11 protein-coding genes are annotated in these 15,806 nt (G+C 48.1%); 10 read left to right on the plus strand and 1 reads right to left on the minus strand.

Annotated elements, in window-relative coordinates; translation table 11 throughout:
• Positions 1-24: 24 nt before the first annotated feature.
• From BMY78_RS06470 to BMY78_RS06515, 10 genes are all read left to right on the plus strand, one after another.
• Complete coding sequence (locus BMY78_RS06470; protein ID WP_062321957.1) at positions 25-903, plus strand: carbohydrate ABC transporter permease; 879 nt, start codon at positions 25-27, stop codon at positions 901-903.
• Positions 904-935: 32 nt separating this feature from the next.
• Positions 936-2,045, plus strand: a complete 1,110-nt coding sequence (locus tag BMY78_RS06475) for a glycoside hydrolase family 53 protein (protein WP_090895762.1) — start codon at positions 936-938, stop codon at positions 2,043-2,045.
• Positions 2,046-2,080: 35 nt separating this feature from the next.
• Positions 2,081-4,153, plus strand: a complete 2,073-nt coding sequence (locus tag BMY78_RS06480) for a beta-galactosidase (protein ID WP_090895764.1) — start codon at positions 2,081-2,083, stop codon at positions 4,151-4,153.
• A gap of 281 nt (positions 4,154-4,434) precedes the next feature.
• Complete coding sequence (locus BMY78_RS06485) at positions 4,435-5,874, plus strand: NAD-dependent malic enzyme (protein WP_090895766.1); 1,440 nt, start codon at positions 4,435-4,437, stop codon at positions 5,872-5,874.
• A 1-nt stretch (position 5,875) separates the two neighbouring features.
• Positions 5,876-6,601, plus strand: coding sequence for an HD domain-containing protein (locus tag BMY78_RS06490; protein ID WP_256221971.1), 726 nt, complete (start codon positions 5,876-5,878; stop codon positions 6,599-6,601).
• A 250-nt stretch (positions 6,602-6,851) separates the two neighbouring features.
• A complete protein-coding gene (locus BMY78_RS06495) occupies positions 6,852-7,919 on the plus strand; it encodes an FUSC family protein (protein WP_076289428.1) in 1,068 nt (355 codons plus the stop codon).
• A 140-nt stretch (positions 7,920-8,059) separates the two neighbouring features.
• Positions 8,060-8,521, plus strand: coding sequence for a hypothetical protein (locus BMY78_RS06500; protein ID WP_090895768.1), 462 nt, complete (start codon positions 8,060-8,062; stop codon positions 8,519-8,521).
• Between the two features lie 241 nt (positions 8,522-8,762).
• A complete protein-coding gene (gene helD / locus BMY78_RS06505; RefSeq protein WP_090895769.1) occupies positions 8,763-11,138 on the plus strand; it encodes an RNA polymerase recycling motor HelD in 2,376 nt (791 codons plus the stop codon).
• 340 nt (positions 11,139-11,478) lie between these two features.
• Positions 11,479-13,335, plus strand: a complete 1,857-nt coding sequence (locus tag BMY78_RS06510; RefSeq protein ID WP_090895771.1) for an adenine deaminase — start codon at positions 11,479-11,481, stop codon at positions 13,333-13,335.
• Positions 13,336-13,724: 389 nt separating this feature from the next.
• Complete coding sequence (locus BMY78_RS06515) at positions 13,725-14,645, plus strand: hypothetical protein (protein ID WP_090895773.1); 921 nt, start codon at positions 13,725-13,727, stop codon at positions 14,643-14,645.
• Positions 14,646-14,799: 154 nt separating this feature from the next.
• Here BMY78_RS06515 and BMY78_RS06520 read toward each other — a convergent pair whose 3' ends face one another.
• Entirely contained in the window at positions 14,800-15,714 is a 915-nt protein-coding gene (locus BMY78_RS06520) for a helix-turn-helix transcriptional regulator (RefSeq protein WP_090895775.1), read from the minus strand.
• Between the last annotated feature and the right edge of the window lie 92 nt (positions 15,715-15,806).

The raw sequence follows: 15,806 nt of genomic DNA on the forward strand, positions 1-15,806 counted from the left end.
TGAACGGAGAAAGAAGGGACCACGATGTATCATAAATCAACGCCTTATCGCGTGTTCAACGTCATTAATATTTGTTTTCTCATTTTGGTTGCCATTATGTGTATTGTACCGATGATTCATGTCCTGGCTGTATCCTTCAGTAACAAGGCTGCCGCAGATGCCAACCTCGTCAGCCTCTGGCCGGTAGGATTCTCGCTTGAAGCATACAAAAAAACGATGAATAATCCGATTTTCCTAAACTCTCTCTGGATTTCCTTGCTGCGGACAGTTATTGGTACGGGAATTACGTTGCTAATTACCTTTTTGGCGGCGTACCCGTTGTCGAAAGAAAATAATGAATTTAAAGGAAGAACCGTCTATTCATGGATTTTTGTTTTTAGTATGATCTTCAATGGGGGACTCGTTCCCTTCTATATGGTCATCCAGAAGATCGGCCTGATGGATTCCTTCTGGGTGTTGGTACTGCCGGGAGCTGTTAACACCTTCCTCGTTATTCTGATGCTAAACTTCTTCCGGGGTATTCCGAAAGAGCTTGAGGAAGCGGCGCTGATGGATGGAGCCAATCACTTCAGAACGTTGTTCAGTATTTTCCTGCCGATTTCCATGCCATCGATCGCAACCATTGCACTGTTCAGCATGGTGTTTCACTGGAACTCATGGTTTGACGGATTGCTCTATATGAACAATGCCAAGGATTATCCACTGGCTACGTTCATGCAGACCGTAATTATCAAACGTGATATGAGTACGATGGCCATGAACCCGAAAGAGATGGAGACCATTTCTCAAACCACAGTAAGAGCGGCACAGATTTTTATTGGAAGTGCGCCAATCCTCATTGTGTATCCATTCCTGCAGCGCTTCTTTGTCAAAGGTATGACCTTGGGTTCGGTTAAAGGCTGAGCCTGCATCTAAATTAAACGGAGGTTGATAAAGTGAGCAATTTAAAGGAAGAGGCATTCATTCTTGGAATGGATGTGTCATTTATGGATGAAATTGAGCAGCATGGTGGGAGCTATCGTGATGAGCATGGGCAGCAGGAGGACTTGCTGACCATTCTCAAGCTGGGTGATGCCAATGCAATTCGGTTGCGAATCTGGAATGATCCTGTAGGCGGATTCTGTAATCTGGAGCGGACGGTAGCGGTAGCCAAACGGATCAAGGAACAAGGCCTGCAATTTTTGCTGGACTTTCATTATTCGGATCGCTGGGCTGATCCAGCCAATCAATGGAAGCCAAAGGCGTGGGAGAAGCTGTCCTATGAGGAACTGCAACGTGAGGTATGTACCTATACGGCAGACGTACTGAGGACACTCAAGGAACATGAGGCTTTGCCAGACATGGTGCAGGTGGGAAATGAGATTACACCTGGCATGTTATGGGATGAAGGGCGTGTTGGTGGGGAAGAGCATGATACTGATGAACAGTGGGAGCGTTTTGCTGGACTTGTGAAGTATGGCATCGCTGCGGTTAAATCCATCGATCCTGACATCAAGATCATGATCCATATAGACCGCGGTGGTGATAATGCGGAGAGCCGCAAGTTCTATGATCGATTTGAAGCGCTTGGTGTGGAGTTCGATGTCATTGGGCTCTCGTATTACCCTTGGTGGCATGGAACACTGGATGCACTGCGGGATAATCTGCATGACCTGGCTAAACGCTACGGCAAACCCATCAATGTGGTTGAAACCGCTTATCCTTGGACATTGGAGCAGCCTGAAGGCCACGAGTGGATTCTGAATCAGGAAGAACTGCTGCTGCCCGGGTATCCGGCAAGTGTAGAAGGACAGACACGTTATCTGAAGGATCTACTGCAGATTATTCGTGAAGTTCCGGGCGGTCTCGGAGCGGGTTTCTATTACTGGGAGCCTGCCTGGATTCCTAGCAAGGAAGAGTGGTCTGTTGGACATCCGAATAACTGGGGCAACCTGACGATGTTTGACTTCAAGGGACAGAAGTTGCAATCGTTTTCAGCACTGAAGGCTGGAGAGGAAAATGACACTGCATTGGATGAGCAGCCGAGTGCTGCATTAATCAAATAGATGATTCAAAATGAAATGAATAAGGAGTTGTCAGCATGACATACAAATATCCACCGGTAAGCTCCAAAGCACCTCATATGTTACATGGTGCAGACTATAACCCGGAGCAATGGCTCCGCTATCCTGAAGTCCTTGAAGAAGATATCCGCCTGATGAAGTTGGCAAAATGTAATGTGATGTCCATTGGCATCTTTTCATGGGTATCCCTTGAACCGGAGGAAGGCGTGTACACGTTTGAGTGGCTGGATCAAGTACTGGATCGTTTTGCTGCCAATGGAATCTATGCATTCCTGGCTACCCCAAGCGGTGCAAGACCTGCCTGGATGTCGGCCAAGTATCCCGAAGTGCTGCGTGTTGGGGCCAATCGGGTGCGTAACCTGCATGGCTTCCGTCACAACCATTGTTATACATCCCCGGTATACCGGGAGAAGGTTACGGCAATCAACACCAAACTTGCAGAACGTTACTCGGATCATCCCGCAGTCATTGGCTGGCACATTTCCAATGAATTCGGCGGGGATTGCCACTGTGATTATTGCCAGGACGCTTTTCGCGGCTGGGTGAAAAACAAATACGGCACTCTGGACGAGTTGAATCACTCCTGGTGGACAACATTCTGGAGTCATACCGTGACAGACTGGAGTCAAGTGGAGTCTCCTGCCCCGCACGGAGAGACACAGGTCCATGCGATGAATCTGGACTGGCGCAGGTTTGTCACAGATCAGACTGCTGATTTTATCGTGCACGAAACGAAACCGCTGAAGGCCAAAAATCCCGATCTGCCGGTAACGACTAACCTGATGGAATTTTATGAAGGATTGAACTACTGGAAGTTCGCTGACATTCTGGATTTCCTGTCATGGGACAGTTATCCGACATGGCATGATGCGGATGAAGAAGATACGCTGGCATCCCGAATTGCCATGATGCATGATATTGTTCGTTCCATCAAGGGTGGGCAGCCGTTTCTATTAATGGAGAGCACACCAAGCTCAACCAACTGGCAAGATACCAGCAAATTGAAACGTCCGGGCATGCATCTGCTGGCATCTCTGCAAGCTGTAGCGCACGGCTCGGACAGTGTACAGTACTTCCAGTGGAGAAAGAGTCGGGGTTCCAGTGAAAAGCTTCATGGAGCGGTTGTGGACCATGTTGGGCATGAACATACCCGTGTGTTCCAGGATGTTACTGACGTAGGAACGGCACTGGAAGGAATGCAGGCGGTGGTTGGCACGTCCGTTCCGGCCGAGGTTGCTATCATCTTCGACTGGGAAAACCGCTGGGCAGTGAAGGATTCCCAAGGGCCGCGTAACATCGGAGTGAAGTACGAGCAGACGGTAGAATGGCATTATGATGCCTTTTGGAAAAAAGGTGTGCCTGTAGACGTCATCGACATGGATGCTGATCTCTCCAATTACAAGCTGCTCATCGCACCTATGCTCTATCTGGTTCGTGAAGGCGTCGGCGAACGTATTGAGCGATTTGTGGAAAATGGCGGTGCATTTGTAGCCACGTATTGGTCAGGTATCGTAAATGAGAATGATCTGTGCTTCCTCGGCGGATTCCCTGGACCGCTTCGCAAGACGCTGGGGATCTGGTCAGAAGAGATCGACGGCTTGCATGACCGTGATTTGAATGGGGTTGTGCCTGTGAAAGGCAACGAGCTTCAACTGAATGCCGAATATGATGCTTTCGAATTATGTGACCTGATTCATCTGGAAGGTGCAGAAGCGCTGGCGACATATCGCTCGGACTTCTATGCCGGACGGCCTGCTTTGACCGTTAACCGTCTTGGTTCAGGTAAAGCTTATTATATGGCTACACGTTTCAAAGCTCCATTTTACGATGATTTCTATGGCAATTTAATCACTGATCTGGGTATAGAGCGTGCTCTTGAAACTCAGCTTCCTGCTGGAGTTACGGCACACATCCGTACAGATGGCACAGCGGATTATGTTTTTGTGCAGAACTACACACCGGAGCCGAAGCAAGTAGAACTGGACAACCAGTCCTATCGTGATCTGCTGAGTGATGATGCTGTGGAGGGCAGCCTGGATTTGCAGCCATATGACATCAGGGTATTGAAAAGAGTGGCTGAGCGTAAATAATATATTTGTTACTCATTAGGCTGAAAAATGCGGAGATAACAGCGATCGGAAGGCTGTTCTGTCATTGGAGTGGCAAGTGTAAATATTCTTTAGTTCAACTTATAAAGCGTGCAGAAGGGTCACCCTTAACGTCTCGATCAGACGAAGAGGGTGGTCCTTTTTGTCGTAATGATATCACGCTGAGTACTTTTTCTGGGCAAGATAAAGGATAAACGTGTCCGCGCAGCGAAGACAAACAGGTAACATTGCAACTCATGACTTTCAGTCTGGGAGGAATTGGAATGAATCAAAGGAATTTAGACGGTAACAGCTTTATTATTCGGCTGGAAATGACAACAAAAGATATCAAGTTTGGCGAAGTGGCCTCGGCCATCTCGGAAGCTGGCGGGGACATCATAGCCATCGACGTCATTTCGACCAATCAGGATGTTAGTGTGCGCGACTTAACTGTCGCTGTAACGGATGCACAAGATAACAGCAAAATTATAGAAGGGGTGCGTCAGCTTAAAGGGGCATCCATCATAAACGTATCGGACCGGACGTTCCTGCTGCATTTGGGCGGCAAGATTGAGGTTACACCGAAGGTCCCGATTCATAACCGTGAAGATCTGTCACGTGTATATACACCGGATGTGGCCCGGGTATGCTCGGCTATATCAGAAGAGCCTGGAAAGGCATTTTCGCTGACAATCAAGCGGAATACGGTTGCCGTAGTATCGGATGGCAGTGCCGTGCTTGGACTTGGCAACATTGGACCACGTGCCGCGATGCCGGTCATGGAAGGTAAAGCGATGTTGTTCAAACAATTTGCAGGAGTGGACGCTTTTCCAATCTGCCTGGATACACAGGATACCGAGGAAATCATTCGAACTGTGAAAGCGATCTCACCAGCATTTGGCGGGATTAATCTGGAGGATATTTCCTCACCACGTTGTTTTGAAATTGAGCGTCGCTTGAATGAGGAATTGGACATTCCGGTATTTCATGACGATCAGCATGGTACAGCAGTTGTGTTGTATGCAGGTCTGATCAATGCACTCAAGCTGGTCGGCAAATCCATCACGGATGTAAAAATTGTCGTCTGTGGTATCGGTGCAGCTGGTGTGGCATGCAGTAATATTCTGCTGTCCGCGGGAGCAAGTCGGGTTGTCGGGGTCGATCGTGATGGTGCATTGGTACGGACGGCTACCTATGAAAATGAAGTATGGAGCGACTATGCAGCGCGTACCAACCCGGAACTGGAGACAGGTTCACTTCGTGAAGTAATTCGCGGAGCAGATGTCTTCATCGGCTTGTCACGCGGTAATCTGTTAACCCGGGAAGATGTGCAAACCATGGCCGCCGACCCGATTGTATTTGCCATGGCCAATCCGGTACCGGAGATTATGCCGTCTGTGGTGGAAGATATCGTGGCTGTCATGGCGACAGGGCGCTCGGATTATCCGAATCAGATCAATAACGTATTGTGTTTCCCGGGTATGTTCAGAGCTGTTCTGGATTGCCGTGCCAGTGAGATTAATGAAGAGATGAAGCTCGCAGCAGCTCAGGCGATTGCTTCAGCCATTTCGGATGAAGAGCGCACCCGTTATTATATTATTCCGAGTGTGTTTAACGATAAAATCGTCAAATCGATGCGCAATCGGGTGATTGAAGCAGCGGTCAAGACCGGCGTGGCAAGACGTATACCGCGTGAACAAGCTCGCGAAGGCGGGGACGTGTAAGATGCAGGAGAAATCCCCTCAACATCTGAATCAAAGTGCGCAACCATCGGGGCATGAGGATCATGTTGATGGAACGTTAACAGGAGAGGCTATTCTTCGGGCGGCTCGTGCTTTTGTACAGGGAGATGCGGCCGCACATACGGATGGTCATGACTGGCCGCATATCGAGCGGGTGACCGCACTTGCGGTCGAGCTTGCACACCGTATGGGTGCCGATCCCTTTATCTGTGAACTCGCTGCATTGCTTCATGATGTGCCGGATGAGAAGCTTAACGAAAGTCTTGAAGCCGGAATGGCGAAGCTGAATGAATGGCTGGATACCCAGCCGCTTGAAGCGGGTACACGGGAAGCTGTGGTACACATCATTAGTTCTATTTCCTATGCAGGAGGACAGCGTCCTACCGTCTCATCCCTGGAAGCCCAGGTGGTGCAGGATGCGGATCGCCTGGATGCGCTGGGCGCCATTGGTATTGCGCGTACGTTTGCTTTTGCCGGTGCGAGAGGCCGTGAGATGTATGATCCCGCCCTGCCGCCACGAGAGCAGATGACGCGGGAGGAGTATCGGAATGGACGCAGTACAACGATCAATCACTTTTACGAAAAGCTGTTTAAGCTAAAGGATCTCATGAACACGTCCTATGGCAAGGAACTGGCAGAGCAGCGTCATGACTTTATGGTGCAGTTCGTGGAGCAATTTAAGCGTGAATGGGAAGGAAGGTTCTTATAACTTTCTCCGTTTGAGTTAAACCAACAATACCCCTACTTCCGATAGTGGAGTGTGGGGTATTGTTGTGTATACATAGAAGTAACAGGGAATCTAACTCATCAACAGGATACAGGGCATGGTAACCCAAAGGCTTCCATGATACAATAAATCGTTCTCCTGAATTGATTCGGGCAAAAAAAGAAATATGGGGTAATAATGATAATGATCATCCAACGAATGAAATCAGTTTCGAAAAAGAGGAGGGGTCACCATGTCATTTGGTGCACGTGTACTTAAGACAGGGATTGCGGTCACGCTGGCCCTGTACCTTAGCAGCATGTTCCTGAACCCGCAATCTCCCGTTCCCGCCGCAATCGCGGCCATCTTTGCGATGCAGCCATCCATTTATCGTTCCTGGAAGTATTTCCTGGATCAGCTGCAGACCACCACACTTGGGGCAATTGTGGCCCTGCTGGGAGGCATGGTGCTGTCCAATGAGCCCATCGCCGTCGGGTTAATTATTGTGCTGGTTATTATGATTTGTCTTAAATTGAATATGGGTGAAACGGTCGGCCTGACGCTGGTAACCGTTGTATCGATTATGGAAGCGTCGGGTGACTGGCATTTTGCATTAAACCGTTTCCTGCTGACACTTGTCGGCATTGTATCTGCATTTCTTATCAACATTACGGTATTTCCACCCAAGCCGAAGATTCAGTTCGTAAAGCAGATCCAGAGTGTGTTCAGTGGCATGTCACTGCTGCTGCGGACATCCATCTCGGATGAGATCAAGGAAGTGGTGTTCCGGGATGAGAAAAATAATCTGGGCGGTTCCATTAAATCTTTGTCAGATAAATATAATTTGTTTGAAGAAGAGCAGAAGAAGATGAAACGTTCCAAATTCAGCGAGACGCGGCAGATGGTCGTGTACAAACAGATGCTGCTGAGTCTGCAAAAAGGATTCGATGTGCTGGATTCGGTAGAACGCCATTATTTCCAGGCACAGCGAACACCGGAAATGGATCAGTTCTTTGATACACATCTGGAGCTTGTCATCAAATTCCATGAACATGCGCTGCTCAAATTCGAGGATAAGCTGAAACCAAACGGGGAAGAGGCGGCACAGTTCATTTTGGATAATGATCGTTTCATGGAGCAGGCCATTTCCCAGTTTGATATCGATCAGGAAGGGATGCTGAGATTGTCCATCGTGGCCGCTGCGATCTATGATTATGGCTATCAGCTGGAACGATTGAACCGGCTTGCCGAGCATGTTCATAGTGCCAGTGAAGACAAGGAGTCCCAGGATAAAATTCTGAATTGGCTAAAATGGCCGTAAACATGGTAGTACAGTTTGCGGTGATGTGGTTTCATCATATACAATGAAACCACAACCAGCCCGGACAGCGTGTCCGGGTTGTTTTGCATACATAGCACAAACCTTGCGCAACCAACTCAATCGAACCGAGGTAGATACGTATGAATTTAACACAGCTTGGCCCTGAATGGATGCAGTGGTTCAATGGACAGGATCTGGAGCAGAAGCAGCACGAAGCGATGCAATTGCTGACGGTGTCCGAAGCTGGTTGGCCACATCAGGCGATGATCAGTATGGGGGAAGTTATTGCGGTCACGCCAAACCTGCTGAGACTGGCTTTATGGCCGGAAACGCAGACAAGTATGAATATGAGCCGAACAGGCAAGGCTACCTTGATTGCTGTCCATCAGCAAAGCTTGTTATCTATTCGTCTGGGTGTCACGTCACTGCCACAACTCATGGAAGCTGTTCATCCAAGAGATCGTTTCGAGGCTCAAGTGTTAAACGTTCGAGTAGATCATGCACCCTATGCGGAGATTACTTCAGGAATAACATTTCAATTAAAAGACGAGTCTGGGGCCATTACACGCTGGAGAGAAACTATTGAAGAATTACGACAATAGAATGGTAAACGTTCTATATTCATCCCAATCGAGGGTAATAATAGAATAAAAACAACAAAAAACGCCTCCGCTTGCATCGGGACGTTGTCACTGGTACAATAAAAAATGGTTTTCAGAAAATTAGAACTAATTAACATAAAATAAAAATGTTTACTTTCTAATTAATTATACCATAGCCTTTTCGGGCTTGTCAAATGGGCTTTTGAGGACACAATCCGGGGAAAGAGGGGCGTATTAACATATGAGTACAGACCAGCAATGGAGCGAGGAGCAACAGCGGGTCAACATTGTAACAGAACAGATTGATCGGAAAATAGACATCCTAGAAAAAGAGGTAGGTTCCTTCAGGGACGAAGTTGTGGGGATGAGAAAAGACTTCTGGGACGAAGTCACCATGAACTTCAGCGAAGCGGATGACGTGGGTGAAACCTCCACCAGCATGCGGCAGCAATCACAGGTTTTATCGGACCGGGAGCGCAGTCACCTGAATACGGCAGCAGCGCTGGACAAAATGAAACGGCTGCATCATTCACCGTATTTTGGACGCATTGATTTTAAGGAAAATGGCTATCCGAATGCAGAACGAATCTATCTGGGGATCGCATCATTGCTGGATGAGAAAGAGGAATCCTTCCTTGTCTATGACTGGCGTGCACCCATATCGAACCTGTATTACGATGGTGCACCAGGTCCGGTCACGTATCATACACCGAGCGGTGAGATAAGTGGCGATATTGAGATGAAGCGGCAGTTTGTCATTCGGGATGGACGTATCCGCTTTATGTTCGACACCGGGGTTACGATTGGGGATGAACTGTTACAGGCCGTTCTTAGCCGAACCTCGGATGCACAGATGAAAAGCATTGTGGCGACGATTCAGAAGGAGCAGAACCGGATTATCCGTAATGACCGGACTCGCATGCTGATCGTGCAGGGAGCTGCTGGCAGTGGTAAAACATCCGCTGCACTTCAGCGTGTGGCGTATCTTCTCTATAAATACCGCGAGCATCTGCAAGCGGATCAGATGGTCCTTTTTTCGCCAAACCCGATGTTCAACAGTTATGTTTCCACCGTACTGCCCGAGCTTGGGGAGGAAAACATGCTGCAAACGACCTTCCAGGAGTATCTGGAACGCCGTCTGGGCCGTGAATATCAGCTGGAAGACCCATTCATTCAGCTTGAATACGTACTCACCGGAACAGAAGATCCTCAGTACGATGCGCGTATGTCCGGCATTCGATTCAAGTCATCCGAATCTTTCCTGAAGGTCATAACGCGTTATAAGGACAGCATGATGTCGGAAGGCATGAAGTTCAAGCCGGTTCGGTTCCAAGGACGGGCTGTGGTTACAGCTGAAGCCATGGCGGAGAAATTCTATAGCTTCGAGCCATCCGTCAAGCTGGTGAATCGATTGGAAATCCTGCGGGACTGGATGCTCAAAGAGTTATCGGCCTTTGGTAAAGGCGAATTGGAAGCACCTTGGGTAGATCAACAACTGGATCTGATGGAGCCGGAGGATCTGCAGCGAGCTTATCAACGACTGAAGCGTAAGCAAAAAGGGAAGTCAGACACGTTCGATGATTTCCAGCAGGAACGAGAGATCCTTGCCCGAATGGTGGTCAGTGATCGGCTCAAGCCTTTGCGCAAATGGATCAAATCATTACGTTTTGTCGATGTCCGTCAGCTGTACGCGCACTTGTTCAGTGACCGGGCCCAGATGGTTCGCCTCTTGGGAGAGGAAGCACTGCCTTCACACTGGGAAGAGATTAGTGAGATGACACTTCGCAGACTGAAATTACAGGAGCTGGCCTATGAGGATATCACACCTTATTTGTATTTGCGTGAGTTGCTGCTCGGTTTCCATATTAACTCCAATATCCGCCATGTGATCATTGATGAGGCGCAGGATTACTCTGCCTTCCAGCTTGCTTTTATGAAAAGATTGTTTCCGAGATCGAAATTCACCGCACTTGGAGATTTTAATCAAGCCATCTATGCACACTCTTCGGTATTGAGTGGTACGGGGCCGCTAACCAACCTGTATGGTCCGGAAAATACGGAAGTGATCGAGCTGACGAGAAGTTATCGTTCAACACAGGAGATCGTGGAGTTCACACGCGGCATGGTTCCCGGTGGAGAAGAGATTGTTCCATTTAACCGGGGCGGGGAGAAGCCGAAAGTGATTGTTTCTTCCAATGAACAGGAGCATCTGGATGTTATAACAGCCGATCTCAAACACCTGATTCAGGAAGGGTATGAATCGGTTGCGGTCATCTGCAAAACCGCGGAAGAAAGCAAGGACGTACACGAAACATTAAGCAACGTATTGCCTGCGGCACCGAAGCTGATCAAGAAAACAACACTCGCCTTTGAACGGGGTGTGCATGTCATCCCGGCGTATCTGGCCAAAGGTGTGGAGTTTGATGCGGTTCTGATCTATGACGGATCTGCATCGCAATATGCGCAGGAACATGAACGTAAGCTGTTCTATACGGCATGTACGCGTGCGATGCATTTACTGCATATCTATTGCATGGATAAACCGAGCCCATTCATTACGTCCCAGTCCGAGGAATTGTATGATATGGGCAAGGTATCTGCGGCTCAGGCCGATTAACTTCGTCTTGTATGCTCTTGAAGAAGGCTTCCGTTCGAAAGGACGGGAGTTTTTCTGTGTATTGTGGAATACGATGTGGGGAATAAGAAGCTCCATGAGGTTGGCCTTTGCAGCGTGAGGTATGAAGTTGATCTCTGGACATTACTGGACATAGATCATTTCATCTCTTCTGACATGCTGACATGAGATTAGAAGGATTGGGCTTTATGGATAAAAAATGATTCATCCTTTGTGTTCATGCACAATAGGTGTTAATTTTCTTTACACATGACGGCGAGACTCATATAATCGTAACAATCTATTTTTTTATGATCGTTTATTTAATGAAGGAGGCAGCAACATGAACACACCATCTTTTGAACGCCCATTAATGGCGGATTGCGTACCGGATCTGGTGGCAACAGCACGGGGAGACTTGCCTGCTACCTTGGTCATTCGGGGCGGAACACTGGTTAATGTGATATCGGGTGAAATTTTGCCGGGCATGTCTGTAGCGGTACAGGGATCCCGGATTGCATATGTTGGCAAAGATGTAAGCCATACGATCGGAGAGCATACACGTATTATTGAGGCAGAAGGCAAATACATTGCTCCCGGATTGCTGGATGGGCACTGTCATATTGAAAGTACTCAAATGAAAGTAACGGAGTTTGCGAGAGCCGTGCTGCCTTCCGGTACAACGGGAGGGTTCTTTGACCCGCATGAGATTTCCAATGTGCTTGGGCTCAAAGGTCTGCGATTGATGCTGGATGAAGCTCGGACGACGCCAATGGCTGCTTATATGCAGGTGGCTTCCTGTGTTCCTTCAACACATCCTGGACTGGAGACCACTGGCGCTTATATTGGACCGGAAGAAGTGGCGGAAGCCCTCTCCTGGGGTCCGGATATGATTGGCCTTGGTGAAGTGATGAACTTCCCTGGGGTTGTGTACGGGGACGAGACGATGATCGGTGAGATTCAGGCGACGCTCCGAGCGGGCAAGGTGGCAGACGGTCACTTCACCTGGGCAGCGGATGACTGGCGTCTGCCAGCCTACGCAGCAAGCGGCGTTACGGGGGATCATGAATGTGTTACGAAGGAAGATGTGGTGGAACGCCTGCGGCTTGGCATGTACGCCAAAATGCGTCAGGGCTCTGCGTGGCATGACGTGGCGGAAACGATCAAAGCCTGCACAGAGCTTGGCCTGGATACACGCCGAATGATGCTGGTGACGGACGACCGGAGTTCTGAGTCGCTGCTCAAAGAAGGCCATATGGACTTTGTTGTACGTTTGGCTATTTCTCAAGGGGTAAAGCCGGTTACCGCTTTCCAGATGGCGACGATCAATACGGCTGAACGTTTCGGTGTAGCACGCGACGTTGGTGCGGTTATTCCGGGGAATATCGCCGATATTATTTTGCTCGATGGACGCTTGGCTGATGTCCGTGTAGGCATGACGATTGCCGCAGGGCATGTCGTGGCAGAGAACGGCAAAATGACGGCGGTCTGGGACAGCTTCACATACCCGGAAGAGGCGCTGAATACCGTGAAACTGGAAGCGAATATTCAGCCGAAGGACATGGAACTGTCTGCGCCGATTACCGAAGGTATGATTGGAGCAAAAGTGATTCATGTGACAGAGAACCATGTGGATACCAAGGAGAAGCATGTTAATGTTACGGTGGAACATGGCAATGTCGTCGTTTCAACATCAGGTGAAATCTGCAAAATTGCGGTGCTGGAGCGCCACAAACAAACGGGCAATCGCGCCGTTGCTCTTGTTGGGGGCATTGGCTTCACAGGTCCTGCGGCCATTGCGATGACCGTTGCACATGACAGTCACAATCTGCTCATTATCGGGAATGATGACGCATTGATGGCTGAGGCGGGCAACCGGGTTATTGGAATGCAGGGCGGCGTAGCTGTCGTGACTGCGTCTGGTGTGACCGAATTCCCGCTGCGCATTGCAGGCTTGATGTCTACGGAATCTTTTGAAGTGGTAGCAGCTCAATCTGCAGCGATTAGTGAAGCGTTACAGGCTGCTGGCTGTACATTAAATAATGCATTTATGACGCTGTCTCTGTTGGCGCTTGTTGTTATTCCGGAATTGCGGTTGTCTGATAAAGGGCTGGTACGCATTTCGGCAGAAGGCATTGAGCTGGTATCCCTGTTTGATGAGATGGTGGAGAATACACCGGCTGCTCCAGCTGGGAATTAACGAATAATAGCGTGCCCGTTCTTCCTAGAAACGGGTAGAGAAGTGAAGGTCGCCTTTGGGCGGCCTTTTTTATTTTCACAGGAAAACGCTTACTAGGTCTTGAGTCGTCTGTTGTACATATGCAAAAAGTGACCCATGTTAGGGTGGAATTAGGCTAAAATTAAAAAGTTTCTCATAAATGAGACTTTGGAACTATAAATACAGAAGTGTGAATACCCGAAATAATGTTATATGATTCTTTCGTCGTAAGTCTAAGAGATGATGTTGCATATAAAAGCAATGTAAATAGTCGTACATCGAAATTGTATCCAATGAATGAATATAAAACGACAGAATTTCATCGAGATTTGCACGATAGAGCTGCATAACATCAAAGGGAGTGTACAAATATGAAAAGCAAAAGAAGGTACCAATTCATTTTGTTAATTAGTTGTTTCATGCTGTTTGCAGGGAATACGTATGTTTGCAAGGCCACTGCACTTGGCTCAGTGGACAGTTATGAAACCATCCATGGAACGGTACAGGGAACCGTAAGAGCAACCTGGGTATGGGACACCACGCAGATTCAAAGTAACCCTCAGCTAGTGCTGAAGTTCGCCACAACGAACAAAATCAATACGATCTACCTACAAATGAATCGGGATGTAAAGCTTCCGTACTATACATCGTTCATTCGTCAAGCCAGAGAGAAGAATATTGCCGTGGACGTTATGGAAGGAAGACCTGCCTGGGGACTGACGGAGAGCCGGGATCAAATTGCAGAGTTTCTGGACTGGGTTGAAGCGTATCAAAATCAAGTAGAGCCCAATGAGAAGTTTGCCGGCATCCATCTGGACATTGAACCTCATGTACATCCCGAGTGGAAAACCAATCAAGCCAGTGTGATTACGCAGTGGCAGGGGAACGTTCAATACATCGTCGATCGGGCCGCACGGATGAAGATGCCTGTAGCCGCTGACCTGCCTTTCTGGCTGGATGGTTATAAAATTCCGGGTTCCACAATGAATGTAAGCAGCTGGATGATCCGCAAGTTTGACTCGATTACCATTATGGCTTACCGGGATACGGCAGCGGCCATCTATAATGTAGCGAAGGATGAGCTGGAGGAAGCGTCACTTTTGGGTAAAACGGTATCAATTGCCGTGGAGACGAAGCAAAGCAAGGAAGGCGATTTTATTACCTTTTATGAAGAGGGTACAGCATATATGGAAGCACAGCTCAAGCTGGTCGAGAAGATGGCAAGTGTGCACTCGTCCTTTAACGGATTCTCGGTGCATGAGTACAACTCATGGGAGACACTGAAAAATTAAAATGAAATTCCATTCATCAGAATGATAAAAAAGGTGCTTACGGCTGAAAGGGCTGAAGCACCTTCTTTGCATCTGTTAACTCATATACAAGTGGAGAACAGTGAATTATCGTCAGTTCAATGTGCGGAGTGCCGCTCCGAATAAGAATTTAAGCTTAGACCAGTGCAGGTTCCATCGCCACTTGTTCATAAAACATTTTGCGATATTGGGACGGGGTAATGTTCTTGTGTTTCTTGAATGTTGTAATGAAATAGCTCAAATGCTCAAACCCGACGTCCATGGCAATATCCACAATTTTGTGATCGGTATTTTCAAGCTGAAGACAGGCCTGCTGGATGCGATAATAGTTGATATAGTCGACCGGACTTTTCTGCACCATCTGTTTGAAAAAGCGGCAAAAGTGTCCTTCGCTCATATTAGCCTCATCTGCCAGTTCTTTTAACTTGAGTGGTTCGGGGTAACGCTTGTGAATATAGCTTAGGACTGATTTCAGGCGTTCCACTTTATCATGACTGCCTGACGGAACGGTGCCTTTGAGAGCAGCAGGTCTCATATGTTCAAACATTTGTGCAAATATTAGGTAGAGGTAAGCTTTGGTCGTCATCTCGCAGGTGGGTGTCCCGGCGGCATGATCGGCGAAAATACGTTTCAAATGAAAGATAATTTCTTGCCCCCACGCCTCATCGGTTTGGATATGGTAAGGGGGGATAATCGTTTTGTGTACAAGTGGGCCAACGAACTTCTCCTGTACAGCATCAAACGTCCGACTGCCTAACAGTTCTGGGTTAAATACAATGGATGAAAAAACACAGGGGACATCGCCTTTCAGATAGCCTGCATGGATTTCTCCCCGATTGATAAAGATGGCTTCTCCCGCCTGGACTTCTACCGTATTCATATCAATTTGAAAAACAGCACTGCCCTGAGTCACCATGGTGAACTCCATCTCGTCGTGCCAGTGGCAATCAAGAATGCTATCGCCATTCAATTGCTGAATATCCGGGTACACACTGACTGGATACATGGCATTGCCGTGAATCCGGTCTTCCCGTAATCGTTCACGTTCCATATGAGAATCTCCTTTTGCATCATTATTAATGTAAACGTTCCCATAGATTGGTGGTGTTTATAAAGAATCGGATAAGAATTATCAGAATCGTG

Source organism: Paenibacillus sp. OK076 (assembly GCF_900110055.1).
Taxonomy (GTDB): domain Bacteria; phylum Bacillota; class Bacilli; order Paenibacillales; family Paenibacillaceae; genus Paenibacillus.

Bases quoted from the DNA above. Each gene is read 5' to 3' on its own strand.
- BMY78_RS06470 (WP_062321957.1), top strand. From the start codon at position 25: ATGTATCATAAATCAACGCCTTATCGCGTGTTCAACGTCATTAATATT.
- BMY78_RS06480 (WP_090895764.1), top strand. From the start codon at position 2,081: ATGACATACAAATATCCACCGGTAAGCTCCAAAGCACCTCATATGTTA.
- BMY78_RS06485 (WP_090895766.1), top strand. From the start codon at position 4,435: ATGAATCAAAGGAATTTAGACGGTAACAGCTTTATTATTCGGCTGGAA.
- BMY78_RS06490 (WP_256221971.1), top strand. From the start codon at position 5,876: ATGCAGGAGAAATCCCCTCAACATCTGAATCAAAGTGCGCAACCATCG.
- BMY78_RS06495 (WP_076289428.1), top strand. From the start codon at position 6,852: ATGTCATTTGGTGCACGTGTACTTAAGACAGGGATTGCGGTCACGCTG.
- BMY78_RS06500 (WP_090895768.1), top strand. From the start codon at position 8,060: ATGAATTTAACACAGCTTGGCCCTGAATGGATGCAGTGGTTCAATGGA.
- helD (WP_090895769.1), top strand. From the start codon at position 8,763: ATGAGTACAGACCAGCAATGGAGCGAGGAGCAACAGCGGGTCAACATT.
- BMY78_RS06510 (WP_090895771.1), top strand. From the start codon at position 11,479: ATGAACACACCATCTTTTGAACGCCCATTAATGGCGGATTGCGTACCG.
- BMY78_RS06515 (WP_090895773.1), top strand. From the start codon at position 13,725: ATGAAAAGCAAAAGAAGGTACCAATTCATTTTGTTAATTAGTTGTTTC.
- BMY78_RS06520 (WP_090895775.1), bottom strand. From the start codon at position 15,714: ATGGAACGTGAACGATTACGGGAAGACCGGATTCACGGCAATGCCATG.